The organism is Pseudomonas sp. MMS21 TM103 (assembly GCF_022132145.1).
In the GTDB taxonomy this organism is placed as follows: Bacteria; Pseudomonadota; Gammaproteobacteria; order Pseudomonadales; family Pseudomonadaceae; genus Aquipseudomonas.
Genome location: NZ_JAJISP010000008.1, coordinates 189,245 through 204,436, shown reverse-complemented (window position 1 = coordinate 204,436; position 15,192 = coordinate 189,245). Strand labels below are relative to the sequence as shown.

The window sequence follows — 15,192 nt, the reverse complement described above, 5'->3', positions numbered from 1 at the left end:
GATGAAACTGAAGCACCTGCCTCACTGCATTGCGCTTTCTGCCGGTCTGTTCGGTGGCCAACAGGCCCTCGCTGGCGACCTGCTGTTCTGGCAAGACAACAGCCTGAGCTACCTCTACGGCAGCAACTTCCAGCGCCTCAACTTCAACAGTGGGGAACAGCGTTCGCAGACCACCTTCACCTTCGAGCACGCCAGCGGCTGGGCCTGGGGTGATGTCTTCTACTTCCTCGACTACATCGATGCCGACAACGAGCAGGCCCGCGGCAGCAACTACGGCAACCTCGAGGTCAAGGACAAGAGCGACTTCTACTATATGGAGTTCTCGCCGCGGGTCAGCCTCAGCTGGCTGACCGGCCAGGACCTGTCCGTCGGCCCGCTGAAGGACGTCAAGGCTGCCTTCACTTACGAGAAAGGCAACGGCGGCCCGGGTACCGAGAACTACCTGTACGGCCTGGGCTTCGACTGGGACGCTCCCGGCTTCACCTACCTGAAGACCAACCTGTACCGGGTCAAGATCAATAACCACATCTTCTTCGACCATGACTTCAAGGCCAGCGACGTGGGCAATGGCTACGCCACTCAGCTGACCGTGGCCGGTGCCTACCCCTTCGCCATCGGCGAGCAGGACTTCGTGGTCGACGGCTACATCGACTGGCGCTCGCCATCCAAGGACGCCGGCACCCAGACATCGGTCGGCTCCTCGATCCAGGTCAAATGGGATGCGGGCAAGGCGCTGTTCGGCAAGGAACGCAAGCTCTACGTCGGCACTGAAGTGAACATGTGGCACAACAAATACGGGATCAAGCCCATCGACGGCTCCACCGATGGTTTCGATCAGACCGCCGTACAGGCCCTGGTCAAATACCACTTCTGATGGCAACGAACTGAACCACTGCCGGATAGGCGGCAGCGGGAAGGTAAAGGGCAAGCATGCCTGGCATGCTTGCCCTTTTTTTATGCGTCACGCTCACCACCCTACCTAGGCTTGGTTGCCCGCACGATATGCGCCGGCGAGTCGAACTGCACAGTGCCATCCGCTGTGACATAGCGGCCAAGCGCCTGCTCCGCCTCGGTCAGCACCCGGGCAATCGTCGGCTCATCCAGATTCACCCCCATCACTGGCAACCAGCCGCGGACATCCGCCTCGACCATGGCCCGGATGGCGGGAAAACGCGCCGTGCCGGTGTGGCTCACGATATGCGGCGCGGCGATCCCGGCGTCGCGAAACAGCGCCTCCAGCACCTGGGTGTCGCCGAGCACGAAGGGCGCGCGCAGGGCATCGGCCGCCGCATCGCCGGCGACGCGTGCCAGCACGGCGACTTCCGCCGCATAGGCCGGGGTATGCGCCAGCGAATCCCACACGGCGACCGCCAGGTGCCCGCCCGGGTGCAAGACCCTGAACATTTCGCGCAGGGCTTGTGCAGGGTCGCTGAAGAACATCAGGCCGAACTGGCTGATCACGGCATCGAAGTGCTGGTCGGGATACGGCAGGGCTTCGGCCAGACCCTGTTGCCACTCGATCGCCGGATCGAGGCGTGCGGCCACGGCGAGCATGCCGGGGTTGGCGTCCAGGCCGGCGACCGCACCGTCAGGACCGACGCAGGCGGCCGCGGCCCGAGCCAGCACACCGGTGCCACAGGCGACATCCAGCACCCGCTGGCCCGCCTGGATATTGGCGGCGGCGACCACCCACGGCGCCCATTCCTGGAACAGGGCCGGGACGAAGAATGCCTCGTAGGCGCTGGCCGCCTCGATTTGGACTTGCAAGGCTGGGTCGCTCATCTGAAGGCCCTCCTGCGCTGTGTCGAGGCCGTCGTAGCTGCCCGCGCTACAGGCCACGGAAACCGGCCATGACCAGCTGCCTGGCAGAATCTGCAACTGGCCACGGTCTTCGATTGCTGACGACGGCGATGCGCGCCCGTCACCTCAAGCATAGAAGAGCGCGGCCGGATCCCGCGTGCGGAGCGACCGGCGCGTACCCTACTCGGTCGCCGCCTTGGCCTTCTGGCGCTTGAGGAAATCGACTTTCCACTGCTCCAGGCCCATGTACTCCGAGTCCAGGTTGGCCTCCACCTGGTATTTTTCCTTCAGTGCGGCCACCTCGGCCTGCTGCTCGAGCAGGAAGCGATCGAACTGCTGCAGAACCTCGGGATGCTTGATTGTGGAGAGGTGGAAAGTGCCGCGGGTGTTGGGCAACGCGGGATCGAACACCAAGGCGCCGGGACGAGCGCGGATGTTGTCGAGGTAGTGGGTCGCCACCACCACATTGAAGTAGGCGCCGTCGGTGTCCTTCTTCAGCGTCTGCTGGATCATCCGGCGCAAATCCTCGCTATAGGTCAGCTGGATCTGCTGGGCGTCGATACGCGTCTGATAACCCCAGGGCGTCCAGCCGTTAACCATGCCCAGGCGCTTGAGATGCTCCACTGGCTGTCCCTGGCGTTTTGGCGCAACCAGCACGCCGTCGACATAGGCGACTATCGCCTGACTGTAATGCAGGTCCTTGCCGGCCTTCTGTGTCTGCGCCCAGTTGCTGCTGTCCGGGTATTTGAAATCCACCTCGCCTTGCAACAGGGCCGACAACAAGCGCTTCACCGGCAACGGCTTGTAGCTCAGCTGCACCCCACTGTGCAGGGCGAACAGATCGAACAGCTCGCGGGCAAAGCCCTGATACTGACCCTGACTGTCGATACTGTAATGCGGCGCGAAGGCCATGTCCTCGACGCCGATGACGTAACTTTCGGCATGAGGAGCAGTGCAGAACAGCACGGCGAACAAACTGCAGACGCGAATAGGCTTCACAGCAACCCTCCAGGTTATTGTTGAGTGGGTCTAACAGGTTCTATGGGGCAGCGGGTGGCGGCTATCGAGGAACTCAGCCGCCGGTCATGCTCATGAAACGCAGCACCTGCACCTGCGCATCGGCCGCAAAGTGATGGCGTTCGGGCTTGAGTTGCAGGGCCTCCAGCAAGGCCTCGCGCAGACGCAGGCCGTCACCTGGATGACGGCGAATCAGCGCCTTGAGATCAAGCGCATGGTCATGGCCAAGGCACAGCACCAGCTTGCCTTCGGCCGTGACCCGCACCCGGTTGCAGTCGCCGCAGAAGTTGTGGCTGTGGGGCGAGATGAAACCAATCTGGGTATCGCTGCCGACGACTTGCCAGTAGCGCGATGGCCCGCCGGTCTGCTTGCTGATGCGTATCAGCCCATGGCGCTGTTCGATGCGCGCACGTACCTCGTCACTGGAACAGAAGGTGTCCTGGCGCTGGTGACTGGAGACGCTGCCCAGCGGCATCTCCTCGATAAAGCTGATGTCCAGGGCGCGCGCCATGGCGTACTCCACCAGATCGAGTACCTCGTCGTCGTTGTGGCCCTTCTGCACCACGCAGTTCAATTTGATCTTGCGAAAACCCGCCGTCCGCGCCACTTCGATACCGGCCAGCACCTGCTCGAGCTTATCGCGCCGAGTGAACGCCGCGAAACGCTCGCGCCGCAGGGAATCCAGGCTGATATTCAGCCGCGCGACACCCGCGGCGCGCAGTTGCGGCGCCAGCTCGGCCAGTTGCGAGCCGTTGCTGGTGATGGCCAGGTCGTCCAGCTCCGGGCGCTGGCCCAGGCGCGCCAGCAGGCTCAAAAGATTCTTGCGCACCAGCGGCTCGCCACCGGTGATGCGGATGCGTTTGACCCCCAGGCCGATAAAGGCATCGGCCACGGCGTAGAGTTCTTCCAGGCTGAGAATCTGCGCGCGCGGGGCGAAGACCATGTCCTCGCTCATGCAGTAGGTGCAGCGCAAGTCACAGCGGTCGGTAACCGACAATCGCAGGTAGGTGATGCGTCGACCGAAAGGGTCGAGCAGTTGCGTGTGATCCAAGGCGAGTCTCCTGTACACAAGGAGCCGAGACATTCTTGTTATGAAATTTGGTAGGCAAATAAAAACAGAAAAGCATATTTTTGTACACAATAATCTGACTTCAGGGTCAGCTTGAGCCACCTACAACGCCGGTGCTACCATGCCCGACTGCCGCCCAGCGCCGGGCGGCCCATGGAAGCACAGGGGCTTATGACCAGTATTCGCGAGCGCAACAGAGAGCTGATTTTGCGCGCAGCCAGTGAAGAGTTCGCCGACCAGGGTTTTGCCGCCAGCAAGACCAGCGATATCGCCGCCAAGGCCGGTGTGCCCAAGCCCAACGTCTATTACTACTTCAAGTCGAAAGAGAACCTCTACCGCGAGGTGCTGGAAAGCATTATCGAACCGCTGCTGGAGGCGTCGGCGCCGTTCAATCAGCCCGGCAAACCGGCTGAAGTGCTGACGGCCTATATCCGCTCGAAGATCCGCATTTCCCGCGAGCTGCCTTCCGCCTCCAAGGTATTCGCCAGCGAGATCATGCATGGCGCGCCGCATTTGTCCGCCGAACAGGCCGAGCAGCTCAACGCCCAGGCCCAGCACAACATCTCCTGCATCCAGCGCTGGATCGACCAGGGCCTGATGGCCAAGGTCGATCCGCATCACCTGATGTTCAGCATCTGGGCCGCGACCCAGACCTATGCCGATTTCGATTGGCAGATCGCCACCGTCACCGGCAAGGCGAGCCTGGATGACGCCGATTACGAAGCCGCCGCCCAGACCATCATCCGCCTGGTGATCAAGGGCTGCGAGATCGACGTAAACCAACCCAGCGCCTCCGAGCAGGTCACCCGCGCCTAGGAGCCGCACAGATCGGCAGCCACTGCGCACTGGCCGCCCGATCTGAAGCACAGGCAATCCGCAGGGGGCCACTCGCCGCAGGCAGTGCCCCATGGCTGCTCAGCGCGACGCAAAAAGTTAGCGGTCTGTCGCCTCGCGCAGCGCCGCCCGGATCGACCTACGCCGCCCCCGCATCGGCCTTGAGCCCCACCGCCTGCACCGCACCGATCGCGCACTGCTCGTCGATATCCGAAGTATCGCCGGTGATACCGATGGCGCCGATCACTTCGCCCTGCTCGTCACGGATCAAGACACCACCCGGTGCGGGTACCAGCTTGCCGTCGGCCAGGTTATTCAGCGCACCGATGAAGGCCGGGCGCTGCTGCGCGTCTGCGGCGATGGCACGCGAGCCCTTGCCCAGCGCGACGGCGCCCCACGCCTTGCCGATGGCTATCTGCGGGCGCAGCGGGCTGGCGCCATCTTCGCGCTGCAGGCTGATCAAGTGGCCACCGGCATCCAGCACGGCAACGGTCAAGGGCGCAGCGGACAGCTTCCGGCCAAGCACCAGCGCGTGGTTGCTGATGGTGGTCGCGGTGTGCAGGTTCAAAACGCTCATATCGGGAGCCCTCCTCGAGAAATGGATGGAAACAGGGCCTACACGCGCGACGTCATAACCCGGAGCGGGCAGGCCGGACAAGCCAAACACGAAAACAGTACACAATAAATATTCTTTTTAGTACATTTAAATTGTTTATTGTATACATTCATGGCCTCATTCATCCTTCCCAATATCCCGGAGTGCTGTAGATCGCTTTCAGGTAGTCGATGAAAAATCGCACCTTGGCGGGCAAATAGCGCTGCTGCGGATAGACCGCCTGGATGTCGTAGGCCGGCACGGCGAACTCATCGAGCACCGTCACCAGCTGCCCACGCTTGAGTTCCGCCTGGATCTCCCATGTCGAGCGCCAGCCGATGCCCAGGCCCTGTTTGACCCAGTCGTAAAGGAGTTCGCCATCATTGCAATCGAGATTGCCGGAAACCTTGACCGCCACCTGTTTGCCATCGCGCAGAAAGGTCCAGCCACGCTGCTGGCCACCCTGCAGGTTGAACGCCAGGCAGTTGTGCTGGGCCAGATCCTCGAGGACCTGGGGCGCAGGATGGCGCTGAAAATAGCCCGGCGAACCGCAGACCACCCGGCGATTGGGGAACAGCTTGACCGCCACGTAGTTGGGGTCGGTCACCTCGCCGATACGAATGCCCATGTCGTAGCCCTGACGTACCAGGTCGACCACGCTATCGGTCAGGTTGAACGACAGGTTCAGCTCCGGATAACGCGCCTGGAACGCCGGGGCATGGGGCGCGATATGCCGACGGCCGAACGCCGCAGGCGCCGATACGACCAGGTGCCCGCTCACCGAATGGCCGCCATGGGTGATGCTGGCGTCGGCCTCGGCGAAATCGCGCAGCAAACCGCGGGCACGCTCCAGGTATTGCTCGCCCAGATCGGTCAGCGACAGGCCACGGGTCGAGCGATGCATCAGCTTGACCCCCAGGTGGTGCTCGAGCATGTCGAGTCGCCGGCCCATCACCACCGGGGTCACCCCTTCGACCAGAGCGGCGGCGGCGAAGGTGCCGTGATCGGCCACCAGAACGAAACTGTGCAAAGCCGTATAACGATCCATTCGATACTCCTGGTACTGACAGAAATGCAGATTCCTGCAATTTACCCCATATACACCTTGGCTTCATGCTTTAGGCATGTAGAAAAAATATCGACTAAAGCCTGGAGGGATTTTTCATGGCGCGTATGAGAGCAATCGATGCAGCAGTGGCAGTAATGCGTAAGGAGGGCATAGACGTCGTCTTCGGCGTGCCGGGTGCGGCCATCAATCCGATGTATTCGGCCTTGAAGGCGGACGGTAGCATTCGTCACATCCTCGCCCGCCACGTCGAGGGTGCCTCGCACATGGCCGAAGGTTATACCCGTGCCAAGGCCGGCAATATCGGTGTGTGCATCGGTACCTCCGGCCCGGCCGGCACTGACATGATCACCGGCCTGTACTCGGCCTCTGCCGACTCCATTCCGATCCTGTGCATCACCGGTCAGGCACCCCGTGCGCGTCTGTACAAGGAGGATTTCCAGGCAGTCGACATCGAGTCGATCGCCAAGCCGGTCACCAAGTGGGCGGTCACAGTACGTGAACCGGCGCTGGTGCCGCGGGTGTTCCAGCAAGCCTTCCATGTAATGCGCTCGGGCCGCCCGGGGCCGGTATTGATCGACCTGCCGTTCGACGTGCAAATGGGCGAAATCGAATTCGACGTCGACACCTATCAACCGCTGCAGCCGTACAAGCCAGCGGCCAGCCGTGCGCAGATCGAGAAAGCCCTGCACATGCTCAACGATGCCGAACGGCCGTTGATCGTCGCCGGTGGCGGCATCTACAACGCTGGTGCCGAAGCGCTGCTGCTGCAGTTCGCCGAACTGGTCGGCGTACCAGTGATCCCGACCCTGATGGGCTGGGGCTGCATCCCCGACGATCACCCGTTGATGGCCGGCATGGTCGGCTTGCAGACCAGCCACCGCTACGGCAACGCCACCATGCTGGCCTCGGACTTCGTCCTCGGGGTGGGTAACCGCTGGGCCAACCGGCACACCGGATCGGTTGAGGTGTATACAAAAGACCGCACCTTTGTTCACGTCGATATCGAGCCAACCCAGATCGGCAGGGTCTTCTCGCCGGACTTTGGCATCGTTTCCGATGCCGGTGCCGCCCTGGCCATGTTCGTCCAGGTGGCCAGCGAGTGGAAGGCTGCCGGTCGCCTGAAAGACCGCAGCCATTGGGCTGCCGACTGCCAGGAGCGCAAGAGCACGATGCTGCGCAAGACCAACTTCGAAGACGTGCCGATGAAGCCGCAGCGCGTCTACCAGTGCATGAACAACGCGTTCGGCAAGGATGCCTGCTACGTCAGCACCATCGGCCTGTCACAGATCGCCGGCGCGCAGTTCCTTCACGTCTACAAGCCGCGTCACTGGATCAACTGCGGCCAGGCCGGCCCACTGGGCTGGACCATTCCGGCAGCACTGGGGGTGCGTGTAGCTGACCCGCAGCGCAAGATCGTGGCGTTGTCCGGCGACTACGACTTCCAGTTCATGATCGAGGAACTGGCGGTGGGCGCGCAATTCAAACTGCCCTACCTGCACATCCTCGTGAACAACGCCTACCTCGGCCTGATCCGCCAGAGCCAGCGCGGTTTCGACATGGACTACTGCGTGCAACTGGCCTTCGACAACATCAACTCCGAAGAGGTCGCGGGTTATGGGGTCGATCACATTGCCGTGGTCGAGGGCCTGGGCTGCAAGGCGATCCGCGTACGAAGCCAGGCCGAACTGCGCCCGGCCATCGAGCAGGCCGAAGCCTGGATGGCCCAGTACCAGGTACCGGTGGTGATCGAGATCATTCTCGAGCGGGTGACCAACATCGCCATGGGCACCGAAATCGACGCGATCAACGAGTTCGAGGCACTGGCCACCACCCGCGAAGATGCACCCACCAGCATCATGCCGCTGGACTGATTTGTCCGTTAACCCGTAGCCCGGATTGCATCCGGGCTACCAGAATAAGGAGCATCACATGCCCCGTTTTGCTGCCAACCTGTCCATGCTGTTCACCGAAGTGGACTTCCTGGATCGTTTTGACGCTGCCGCCGCTGCCGGCTTCAGCGGTGTCGAGTACCTGTTCCCCTACGATTTCCCAGCCGAGGCGATCAAGGCCCGCCTGGATGCCAATGGCCTGACCCAGGTGCTGTTCAACCTGCCGGCCGGCGACTGGAGCAAGGGCGAGCGCGGTATCGCCTGCCACCCGGATCGGGTCGAGGAATTCCGTGCCGGTGTCGACCAGGCCATCGCCTACGCCCAGGTGCTGGGCAACAGCCAGATCAACTGCCTGGCCGGCATTCGCCCGTCAGGGTATGACTGCGCGACCGTCGAGCAGTGCTTCGTCGACAACCTCAAGTTTGCCGCCGAAAAACTCCAGGCCGCCGGCATCAAGCTGGTCATGGAAGCCATCAACACCCGCGATATCCCCGGCTTCTACCTGAACAACACCAAACAGGCGCTGGCCATTCGCGAACAAGTCGGTAGCAGCAACCTGTACCTGCAGTACGACATCTACCACATGCAGATCATGGAAGGTGACCTGGCGCGTACCGTCGAGGCCAACCTAGCCGCCATCAACCATGTGCAGTTGGCCGACAACCCGGGCCGCAACGAGCCGGGCACTGGCGAGATCAACTACCGCTTCCTCTTCGAGCACCTGGACCGCATCGGCTACCAGGGCTGGATCGGCTGTGAATACAAGCCAGCCACCACCACCGCTGCCGGCCTCGGCTGGATGAAAGCGCACAACGCGATTTAAGGAGCACTCTCATGGCTAAAATCGGATTTATCGGTACCGGCATCATGGGCAAGCCCATGGCTGAAAACCTGCAGAAAGCAGGTCACCAACTGTTCCTCTCGACTCACCACGACCCAGCGCCAGCTGACTTGTTAGCGGCAGGCGCAATCGCCCTGGCCAACCCGAAAGAAGTCGCGCAGGAAGCCGAGTTCATCATCGTCATGGTGCCGGACACCCCCCACGTTGAAGACGTGCTGTTTCGCAACGCAGGCGTCGCCGAAGGCGTCGGCCCGAACAAAATCGTGATCGACATGAGCTCGATCTCGCCGAGCGCGACCAAAACCTTCGCCGACAAGATCAAAGCGACTGGCGCTGACTACCTCGATGCACCGGTTTCCGGCGGTGAAGTCGGCGCTAAAGCGGCCACGCTGAGCATCATGGTCGGCGGCAGTGAACAAGCCTTCGAGCGCGCCCTGCCCCTGTTCCAGGCGATGGGCAAGAACATCACGCGCGTCGGCGGCAATGGTGACGGTCAGACCGCCAAGGTAGCCAACCAGATCATCGTCGCCCTGAACATCCAGGCCGTCGCCGAAGCCCTGCTGTTCGCCGCCAGGAACGGTGCCGACCCGGCCAAGGTGCGCGAAGCGCTGATGGGTGGTTTCGCCGGTTCGAAGATCCTCGAAGTGCACGGCGAGCGTATGATCAAGGGCACCTTCGATCCGGGCTTCCGCATCAGCCTGCACCAGAAGGACCTCAACCTGGCCCTGGCCGGCGCCCGTGAGCTGGGCCTCAACCTGCCCAACACCGCCAATGCCCAGCAGGTGTTCAGCACCTGCGCCGCCATCGGCGGCAGCAATTGGGACCATTCGGCGCTGATCAAAGGGTTGGAGCACATGGCCAACTTTTCGATCCGCAAGGACTGAGCACGGCCGCGCAGACCGGTTTAAGCCACACCTAACCCGGCCTGCGGGCAACGAGCAACACAGCGGCTGACTGAGCCAAGATAGGTTGGAGCAGTCAGCCGCTGCCCCTTTCGATCTGTCCGGCAGGCGGTGTCACGGCCTGACTGCCGGGTGGGTCGATTCTAGTGCGCAGCGCCCGCTCGCGGACGCTGCGCACTAGAATCGAAATTGAATCCGCGATTACAAGAGAGCCTGTCATGCCCATCGATCCGCAAAGCCTGTTGCGCGAGCTGTTCGCCAGCGCCATCGACGCCGCCCACCCGCGCCAGGTTCTGGCCGACTGCCTGCCGGCCGACCGCACTGGCCGGGTCATCGTCATCGGCGCCGGCAAGGCCGCTGCGGCCATGGCCGAAGTGATCGAGCGCGAATGGCAGGGCGAAGTCTCCGGCCTGGTGGTGACCCGCTACGAGCACGGCGCCAATTGCAGCCGCATCGAGGTGGTGGAAGCCGCCCACCCGGTGCCGGACGACGCCGGAGAACGGGTGGCCCGCCGCGTGCTGGAGCTGGTCAGCGACCTGACGGAAAGTGACCGGGTGATCTTCCTGCTCTCCGGTGGCGGTTCTTCCCTGCTCGCCCTGCCGGCCGATGGCATCACCCTCAAGGACAAACAGGCGATCAACAAGGCGCTGCTCAAGTCAGGCGCCTCGATCGGCGAGATGAACTGCGTGCGCAAACACCTCTCGGCGATCAAGGGCGGCCGCCTGGCCAAGGCCTGCTGGCCGGCCAGCGTCTATACCTACGCGATTTCCGACGTACCGGGCGATGAGCCCACGGTGATCGCCTCCGGCCCGACCGTGGCCGACCCCACCACCTCGGCCCAGGCCTTGGCGATTCTCGGCCGCTACGCCATCGAGATCCCGAGCACGGTCAGCGCCTGGCTGCAGGATCCGCGCTCGGAAACGGTCAAGCCGGGCGATCCCTGCCTCGCGCGCAGCCACTTTCAGCTGATCGCCGCGCCGCAGCAATCACTCGACGCTGCTGCCGCCAGGGCCGAGGCCGCCGGTTTTGCCACGCTGATCCTCGGCGACCTGGAGGGTGAGTCGCGTGAGGTGGCCAAGGTGCATGCCGGCATCGCCAGGCAGGTGCTGCTGCACGGTCAGCCGATCCAGGCGCCCTGTGTGATTCTCTCCGGCGGCGAGACCACCGTGACGGTGCGAGGCAATGGCCGCGGTGGACGCAACGCCGAGTTCCTCCTCAGCCTGACCGACAGCCTCAAGGGCCTGCCCGGGGTCTACGCCCTGGCCGGCGACACCGACGGCATCGACGGTTCGGAAGACAACGCCGGCGCCCTGATGACCCCTGATAGTTACGCGCGTGCGACCGCATTGGGCCTGAGTAGCAGCGACGAGCTGGACAACAACAACGGCTATGGCTACTTCGCCGCCCTCGACGCGCTGATCGTCACCGGACCGACCCGCACCAACGTCAACGATTTTCGCGCCATTCTGATTCTCGAGAGCAAGCAATAATGATCCCGAATAAAAAAGTAAAGATACTCGCCACCCTCGGCCCTGCGATCAAAACCATCGATGACATTCGCCAGTTGGTCGAAGCCGGGGTCAACCTGTTCCGCCTCAACTTCAGCCATGGCGAACACGCCGACCACGCCCAGCGCTACGACTGGGTGCGCGAAGTCGAACAGCAGCTGAACACCCCGATCGGCATCCTCATGGACCTGCAAGGGCCGAAGCTGCGCGTCGGCCGCTTCGAGGATGGCAAGGTCAACCTGCAACGCGGGCAGACATTGCGCCTGGACCTGGACAGCACCCCGGGCAACGCCCAGCGGGTCAACCTGCCGCACCCGGAAATCATCGAAGCCCTGCAACCGGGCATGAGCCTGCTGCTCGACGACGGTCGCCTGCGCCTACGGGTGTCCGCCAAGGAAGCCGACGCGGTGATCACCGAAGTGATTGCCGGCGGCGAACTGTCCGACCGCAAGGGCGTCAACGTGCCGGAGGCCGTTCTGCAGCTGTCGCCGCTGACCGAGAAGGACCGCCGCGACCTGGCATTCGGCCTGGCGTTAGGGGTGGACTGGGTGGCTCTGTCGTTCGTCCAACGCCCGGAAGACATCATCGAAGCGCGCGAACTGATTGGCGACCAAGCCTTCCTGATGGCCAAGATCGAGAAACCCTCGGCCGTGATCCATCTGGAGGAAATCGCCCGCCTGTGTGACGCGATCATGGTCGCCCGTGGCGACCTGGGCGTAGAAGTGCCGGCGGAGAACGTGCCGCGCATCCAGAAGGACATCATCCGCACCTGCCGCCAGCTCGGCAAACCGGTGGTGGTGGCCACGCAGATGCTCGAGTCCATGCGCTTCTCGCCGGCACCGACCCGCGCCGAAGTCACCGACGTGGCCAACGCCGTGGCCGAAGGCGCCGACGCGGTGATGCTCTCGGCGGAAACCGCCTCCGGCGACTACCCGCTGGAAGCGGTGCAGATGATGAGCAAGATCATTCGTCAGGTGGAAAGCGGCCCGGACTTCCAGGCCCAGCTCGACGTCGGCCGGCCGCAGGCCGAAGCCACCGCCTCCGATGCGATCAGCTGCGCGATCCGCAGGATCAGTTCGATCCTGCCGGTGGCCGCGCTGGTCAATTACACCGAATCCGGTGCCAGCAGCCTGCGCGCATCGCGCGAACGACCGACGGCGGCGATCCTCAGCCTGACGCCGAACCTGAATACCGCACGTCGCCTGACGGTGGCCTGGGGAATCTATTCGGTGGTCAACGAGCGCCTGCACAAGGTCGAGGAAGTCACCAGTACCGCCCTGGAAATCGCCCAGGCCCAAGGCATGGCGCAGCGCGGCGACACCCTGGTCATCACCGCCGGCGAGCCCTTCGGCCAGCCCGGCAGCACCAACAGCCTGAGGATCGAAACCCTGCATTGAAGTCATAGGGCGATCCGGGCGGCGTTCGGCTGGGAAGTGGGGCGGCTTCGGAGCGGAGCGACAAGCCGCCATTCATCTGCGCCGCGACGCAAATCCACGTAGTACTGCCCGCAGCGAGTAGCGCCCTACGCCGCCGCTGCATACCGGCCAGCAAACTCCCAGGCGCCCTGATCGGCGCCGCTTTTTTATTCAGGTTTTTATTCAGGCCGAACCCGCATGCACCAGCTCTCTCTGCCACCCCGTGCGCGACATGGCTTGCGCGCGCTGCTCAACGGCTTCAGCCAGATTTTCCTGCTTAGTCACGCCGGCTGCGGCCTGCTGGTGGTGCTGGCGATCCTCATCGGTGCGCCGCACCTGCTCGGCGGCGCCTTGCTCGGCGGCGGCTGCAGCATGCTCACGGCGCGGCGCCGCGGTTACCCGCAGGCCGACATCGACGCGGGGTTATACGGCTACAACGGCATCCTCCTGGGAATGCTGATCAGCGTGCAATTCAGTTGGTCGCCGCTGCTGCCAGTGCTGATCATCCTCGGCGCAGGCCTGTCCAGCCTGGTTCTCGCGCCCTGGATGCGCGGCATGCGCGAACGTCAGTGGCTGCCGGCCTTTACCTTTCCCTTCGTCGCCCTGAGCTGGCTACTGCTGTGGCTGGCGCAGCCACTGCACCTACAGTTGCACGGCTACCCGCTCACCGCGGCGCATGGCCTCGACTGGCTTGCCACCCTGCAGGCACTGCTGCGCGGCCTGGGCCAGGTGATCTTCCTCGACCAGCCCCTAGCCGGGCTGTGCCTGTGGCTCGGTGTGCTGCTGGCCGACCGCCGCGCCGCGCTCTGGGCGCTGCTCGGTTCCGCCGCTGGCTTGAGCCTGGCGCTGTATCAGGGCTGGGAACAGCACAGCGCCCTCGCCGGCCTCTATGGCTACAACGCGACGTTGGCGGCCATCGCCTTGAACCAGATGCATCGCCAGCCGTGGGCGCCGCTGCTGGGAATCTGCCTTGCCCTGCTCCTGCAGCCGGGCTTCGGTGCCCTCGGCCTGCCGCCGCTGACCCTGCCATTCATCCTCGCCTGCTGGCTGATCCAGGCCAGCCAGCGAGTGCTACGCCAGGCCGCCGTCGACTGCACGCCAGCGCGCCCCGACTGAGAGTTTGTGGAAAAACGCGCGCCTACTGCGGCGGCCTCCAAACAAGCGTGGCGGCGCTCGATACGCTCACAACCGCAGAGCGCTTGCATTGCAGCGGTAGAACTCCCTAGGCTGGCGGGCATAGTCGTTGCCAGCCGAGTCGCAAGGGAAAACACAATCCACCATGAGTAGCTCAGACAACTGGCGCCAGCGCCTGTACATCATCATCTTCCACACCGACACCCCCGCCGGGCAACGCTTCGACAATTGGCTGTTGCTGACCATCCTGGCCAGCCTGGTAGTGGTGATGCTCGACAGTGTGAGTAGCGTTCACGATCAACATAGCGCCTGGCTGAAGGCCTTCGAATGGGGCTTTACCGCCTTGTTCGCCATCGAGTACCTCGTGCGCCTGTACTGCTCGCCCAAGCCGCTGCGCTATGCCTTCAGCTTTTTCGGCTTAATCGACCTGCTGGCGATTCTGCCGGCGATCCTCGCCCTGCTTTTCGCCGACGCCCAGTACCTGCTGATCATCCGGGTGATCCGCATGCTGCGGGTGTTCCGCGTACTCAAGCTGAGCCCCTACCTGCGCCAGGCCAATTTCCTGCTCACCGCGCTGCGCGGTAGCCGGCAGAAGATCATCGTGTTCTTCGCCACCATCGCCACCCTGGTAACCGTGTTCGGCACCCTGATGTACGTGGTCGAAGGCCCGGCAAATGGCTTCAGCAGCATCCCCAAAGGCATCTACTGGGCGGTGGTCACCCTGACCACCGTGGGCTTTGGCGACATAGTGCCGAAAACCCCGCTAGGTCAGGCACTGTCGACCCTGGTGATGATCACGGGTTATTCGATCATCGCCGTACCCACCGGGATCTTTACCGCGGAACTGGCAACGGCGATGCGCGCCGACGGCCAACTCGATCATCGCTGCCCGCACTGTGACAAAGATCGGCATGACAGCGCCGCAGCCTTTTGCAACCGTTGCGGCAGTGCGCTGTATCCAGTGCGGGCGCATGAGCAAGCTTGACCCGGCGTTCGCAGACGCGCATTGGCCGGCCCTTGGCAGCAACGCCTGACCAGGCAGCAACATGAGTTCGAAGCGCCGAATCCGCAAGCGCCACTGCATCAGTTGGCTGACTGCGCCGAGGCCGACGCGCAGAA

The 15,192-nt window shown here is 63.3% G+C and carries 14 protein-coding genes; 9 read left to right on the top strand and 5 right to left on the bottom strand.

Annotated features, from left to right (window positions below; genetic code table 11):
- Position 1: 1 nt before the first annotated feature.
- Positions 2 to 874, top strand: a complete 873-nt coding sequence (locus LJY18_RS20900; RefSeq protein ID WP_238044081.1) for an outer membrane protein OmpK — start codon at positions 2 to 4, stop codon at positions 872 to 874.
- A gap of 101 nt (positions 875 to 975) precedes the next feature.
- Here LJY18_RS20900 and LJY18_RS20895 read toward each other — a convergent pair whose 3' ends face one another.
- The 3 genes from LJY18_RS20895 to moaA all read right to left on the bottom strand — a co-directional run bounded on the left by LJY18_RS20895 (position 976) and on the right by moaA (position 3,901).
- Positions 976 to 1,782, bottom strand: coding sequence for a methyltransferase domain-containing protein (locus tag LJY18_RS20895; protein WP_238044079.1), 807 nt, complete (start codon positions 1,780 to 1,782; stop codon positions 976 to 978).
- A gap of 198 nt (positions 1,783 to 1,980) precedes the next feature.
- A complete protein-coding gene (locus LJY18_RS20890; RefSeq protein ID WP_238044077.1) occupies positions 1,981 to 2,799 on the bottom strand; it encodes a substrate-binding periplasmic protein in 819 nt (272 codons plus the stop codon).
- Positions 2,800 to 2,872: 73 nt separating this feature from the next.
- Complete coding sequence (gene moaA / locus LJY18_RS20885; protein WP_442964511.1) at positions 2,873 to 3,901, bottom strand: GTP 3',8-cyclase MoaA; 1,029 nt, start codon at positions 3,899 to 3,901, stop codon at positions 2,873 to 2,875.
- Between the two features lie 156 nt (positions 3,902 to 4,057).
- Between moaA and LJY18_RS20880 the strand changes: the two genes are divergently transcribed.
- A complete protein-coding gene (locus tag LJY18_RS20880; RefSeq protein WP_238044073.1) occupies positions 4,058 to 4,702 on the top strand; it encodes a TetR/AcrR family transcriptional regulator in 645 nt (214 codons plus the stop codon).
- Positions 4,703 to 4,859: 157 nt separating this feature from the next.
- Here the strand turns inward: LJY18_RS20880 and LJY18_RS20875 are convergent, their stop codons facing one another.
- Together LJY18_RS20875 and LJY18_RS20870 are read right to left on the bottom strand one after the other, a co-directional pair.
- On the bottom strand, positions 4,860 to 5,297 hold the full coding sequence (locus LJY18_RS20875; protein WP_238044071.1) for a GlcG/HbpS family heme-binding protein: 438 nt from the start codon (positions 5,295 to 5,297) through the stop codon (positions 4,860 to 4,862).
- A gap of 160 nt (positions 5,298 to 5,457) precedes the next feature.
- Complete coding sequence (locus LJY18_RS20870) at positions 5,458 to 6,363, bottom strand: LysR family transcriptional regulator (protein ID WP_238044068.1); 906 nt, start codon at positions 6,361 to 6,363, stop codon at positions 5,458 to 5,460.
- Positions 6,364 to 6,479: 116 nt separating this feature from the next.
- On the opposite strand from LJY18_RS20870, the gene gcl reads away from it, so the two are divergent.
- From gcl to LJY18_RS20835, 7 genes are all read left to right on the top strand, one after another.
- Positions 6,480 to 8,255, top strand: coding sequence for a glyoxylate carboligase (gcl, locus tag LJY18_RS20865; protein WP_238044066.1), 1,776 nt, complete (start codon positions 6,480 to 6,482; stop codon positions 8,253 to 8,255).
- Between the two features lie 58 nt (positions 8,256 to 8,313).
- Positions 8,314 to 9,096, top strand: coding sequence for a hydroxypyruvate isomerase (gene hyi, locus LJY18_RS20860; RefSeq protein ID WP_238044064.1), 783 nt, complete (start codon positions 8,314 to 8,316; stop codon positions 9,094 to 9,096).
- A gap of 11 nt (positions 9,097 to 9,107) precedes the next feature.
- Positions 9,108 to 9,998 (top strand): 2-hydroxy-3-oxopropionate reductase, encoded by an 891-nt coding sequence (locus tag LJY18_RS20855; protein WP_238044062.1) that lies wholly within the window; start codon positions 9,108 to 9,110, stop codon positions 9,996 to 9,998.
- 236 nt (positions 9,999 to 10,234) lie between these two features.
- Positions 10,235 to 11,506: a glycerate kinase type-2 family protein gene (locus LJY18_RS20850; RefSeq protein WP_238044061.1), complete on the top strand. Its 1,272-nt coding sequence runs from the start codon at positions 10,235 to 10,237 to the stop codon at positions 11,504 to 11,506.
- Complete coding sequence (gene pyk / locus LJY18_RS20845; protein ID WP_238044060.1) at positions 11,506 to 12,921, top strand: pyruvate kinase; 1,416 nt, start codon at positions 11,506 to 11,508, stop codon at positions 12,919 to 12,921. Before LJY18_RS20850 ends, pyk begins: the two co-directional genes overlap by 1 nt.
- Positions 12,922 to 13,137: 216 nt before the next feature.
- The gene (locus LJY18_RS20840; RefSeq protein ID WP_238044059.1) at positions 13,138 to 14,055 is read left to right on the top strand and encodes an urea transporter; all 918 of its coding nucleotides are present in this window, start codon (positions 13,138 to 13,140) and stop codon (positions 14,053 to 14,055) included.
- 163 nt (positions 14,056 to 14,218) lie between these two features.
- On the top strand, positions 14,219 to 15,058 hold the full coding sequence (locus LJY18_RS20835) for an ion transporter (protein WP_238044058.1): 840 nt from the start codon (positions 14,219 to 14,221) through the stop codon (positions 15,056 to 15,058).
- Positions 15,059 to 15,192 lie beyond the last annotated feature (134 nt).

What these genes read in the sequence shown, in the direction of transcription:
- LJY18_RS20900 (WP_238044081.1), top strand. Translation starts at nt 2, where the DNA reads ATGAAACTGAAGCACCTGCCTCACTGCATTGCGCTTTCTGCCGGTCTG.
- LJY18_RS20895 (WP_238044079.1), bottom strand. Translation starts at nt 1,782, where the DNA reads ATGAGCGACCCAGCCTTGCAAGTCCAAATCGAGGCGGCCAGCGCCTAC.
- moaA (WP_442964511.1), bottom strand. Translation starts at nt 3,901, where the DNA reads ATGTCTCGGCTCCTTGTGTACAGGAGACTCGCCTTGGATCACACGCAA.
- LJY18_RS20880 (WP_238044073.1), top strand. Translation starts at nt 4,058, where the DNA reads ATGACCAGTATTCGCGAGCGCAACAGAGAGCTGATTTTGCGCGCAGCC.
- LJY18_RS20875 (WP_238044071.1), bottom strand. Translation starts at nt 5,297, where the DNA reads ATGAGCGTTTTGAACCTGCACACCGCGACCACCATCAGCAACCACGCG.
- LJY18_RS20870 (WP_238044068.1), bottom strand. Translation starts at nt 6,363, where the DNA reads ATGGATCGTTATACGGCTTTGCACAGTTTCGTTCTGGTGGCCGATCAC.
- gcl (WP_238044066.1), top strand. Translation starts at nt 6,480, where the DNA reads ATGGCGCGTATGAGAGCAATCGATGCAGCAGTGGCAGTAATGCGTAAG.
- hyi (WP_238044064.1), top strand. Translation starts at nt 8,314, where the DNA reads ATGCCCCGTTTTGCTGCCAACCTGTCCATGCTGTTCACCGAAGTGGAC.
- LJY18_RS20855 (WP_238044062.1), top strand. Translation starts at nt 9,108, where the DNA reads ATGGCTAAAATCGGATTTATCGGTACCGGCATCATGGGCAAGCCCATG.
- LJY18_RS20850 (WP_238044061.1), top strand. Translation starts at nt 10,235, where the DNA reads ATGCCCATCGATCCGCAAAGCCTGTTGCGCGAGCTGTTCGCCAGCGCC.
- pyk (WP_238044060.1), top strand. Translation starts at nt 11,506, where the DNA reads ATGATCCCGAATAAAAAAGTAAAGATACTCGCCACCCTCGGCCCTGCG.
- LJY18_RS20840 (WP_238044059.1), top strand. Translation starts at nt 13,138, where the DNA reads ATGCACCAGCTCTCTCTGCCACCCCGTGCGCGACATGGCTTGCGCGCG.
- LJY18_RS20835 (WP_238044058.1), top strand. Translation starts at nt 14,219, where the DNA reads ATGAGTAGCTCAGACAACTGGCGCCAGCGCCTGTACATCATCATCTTC.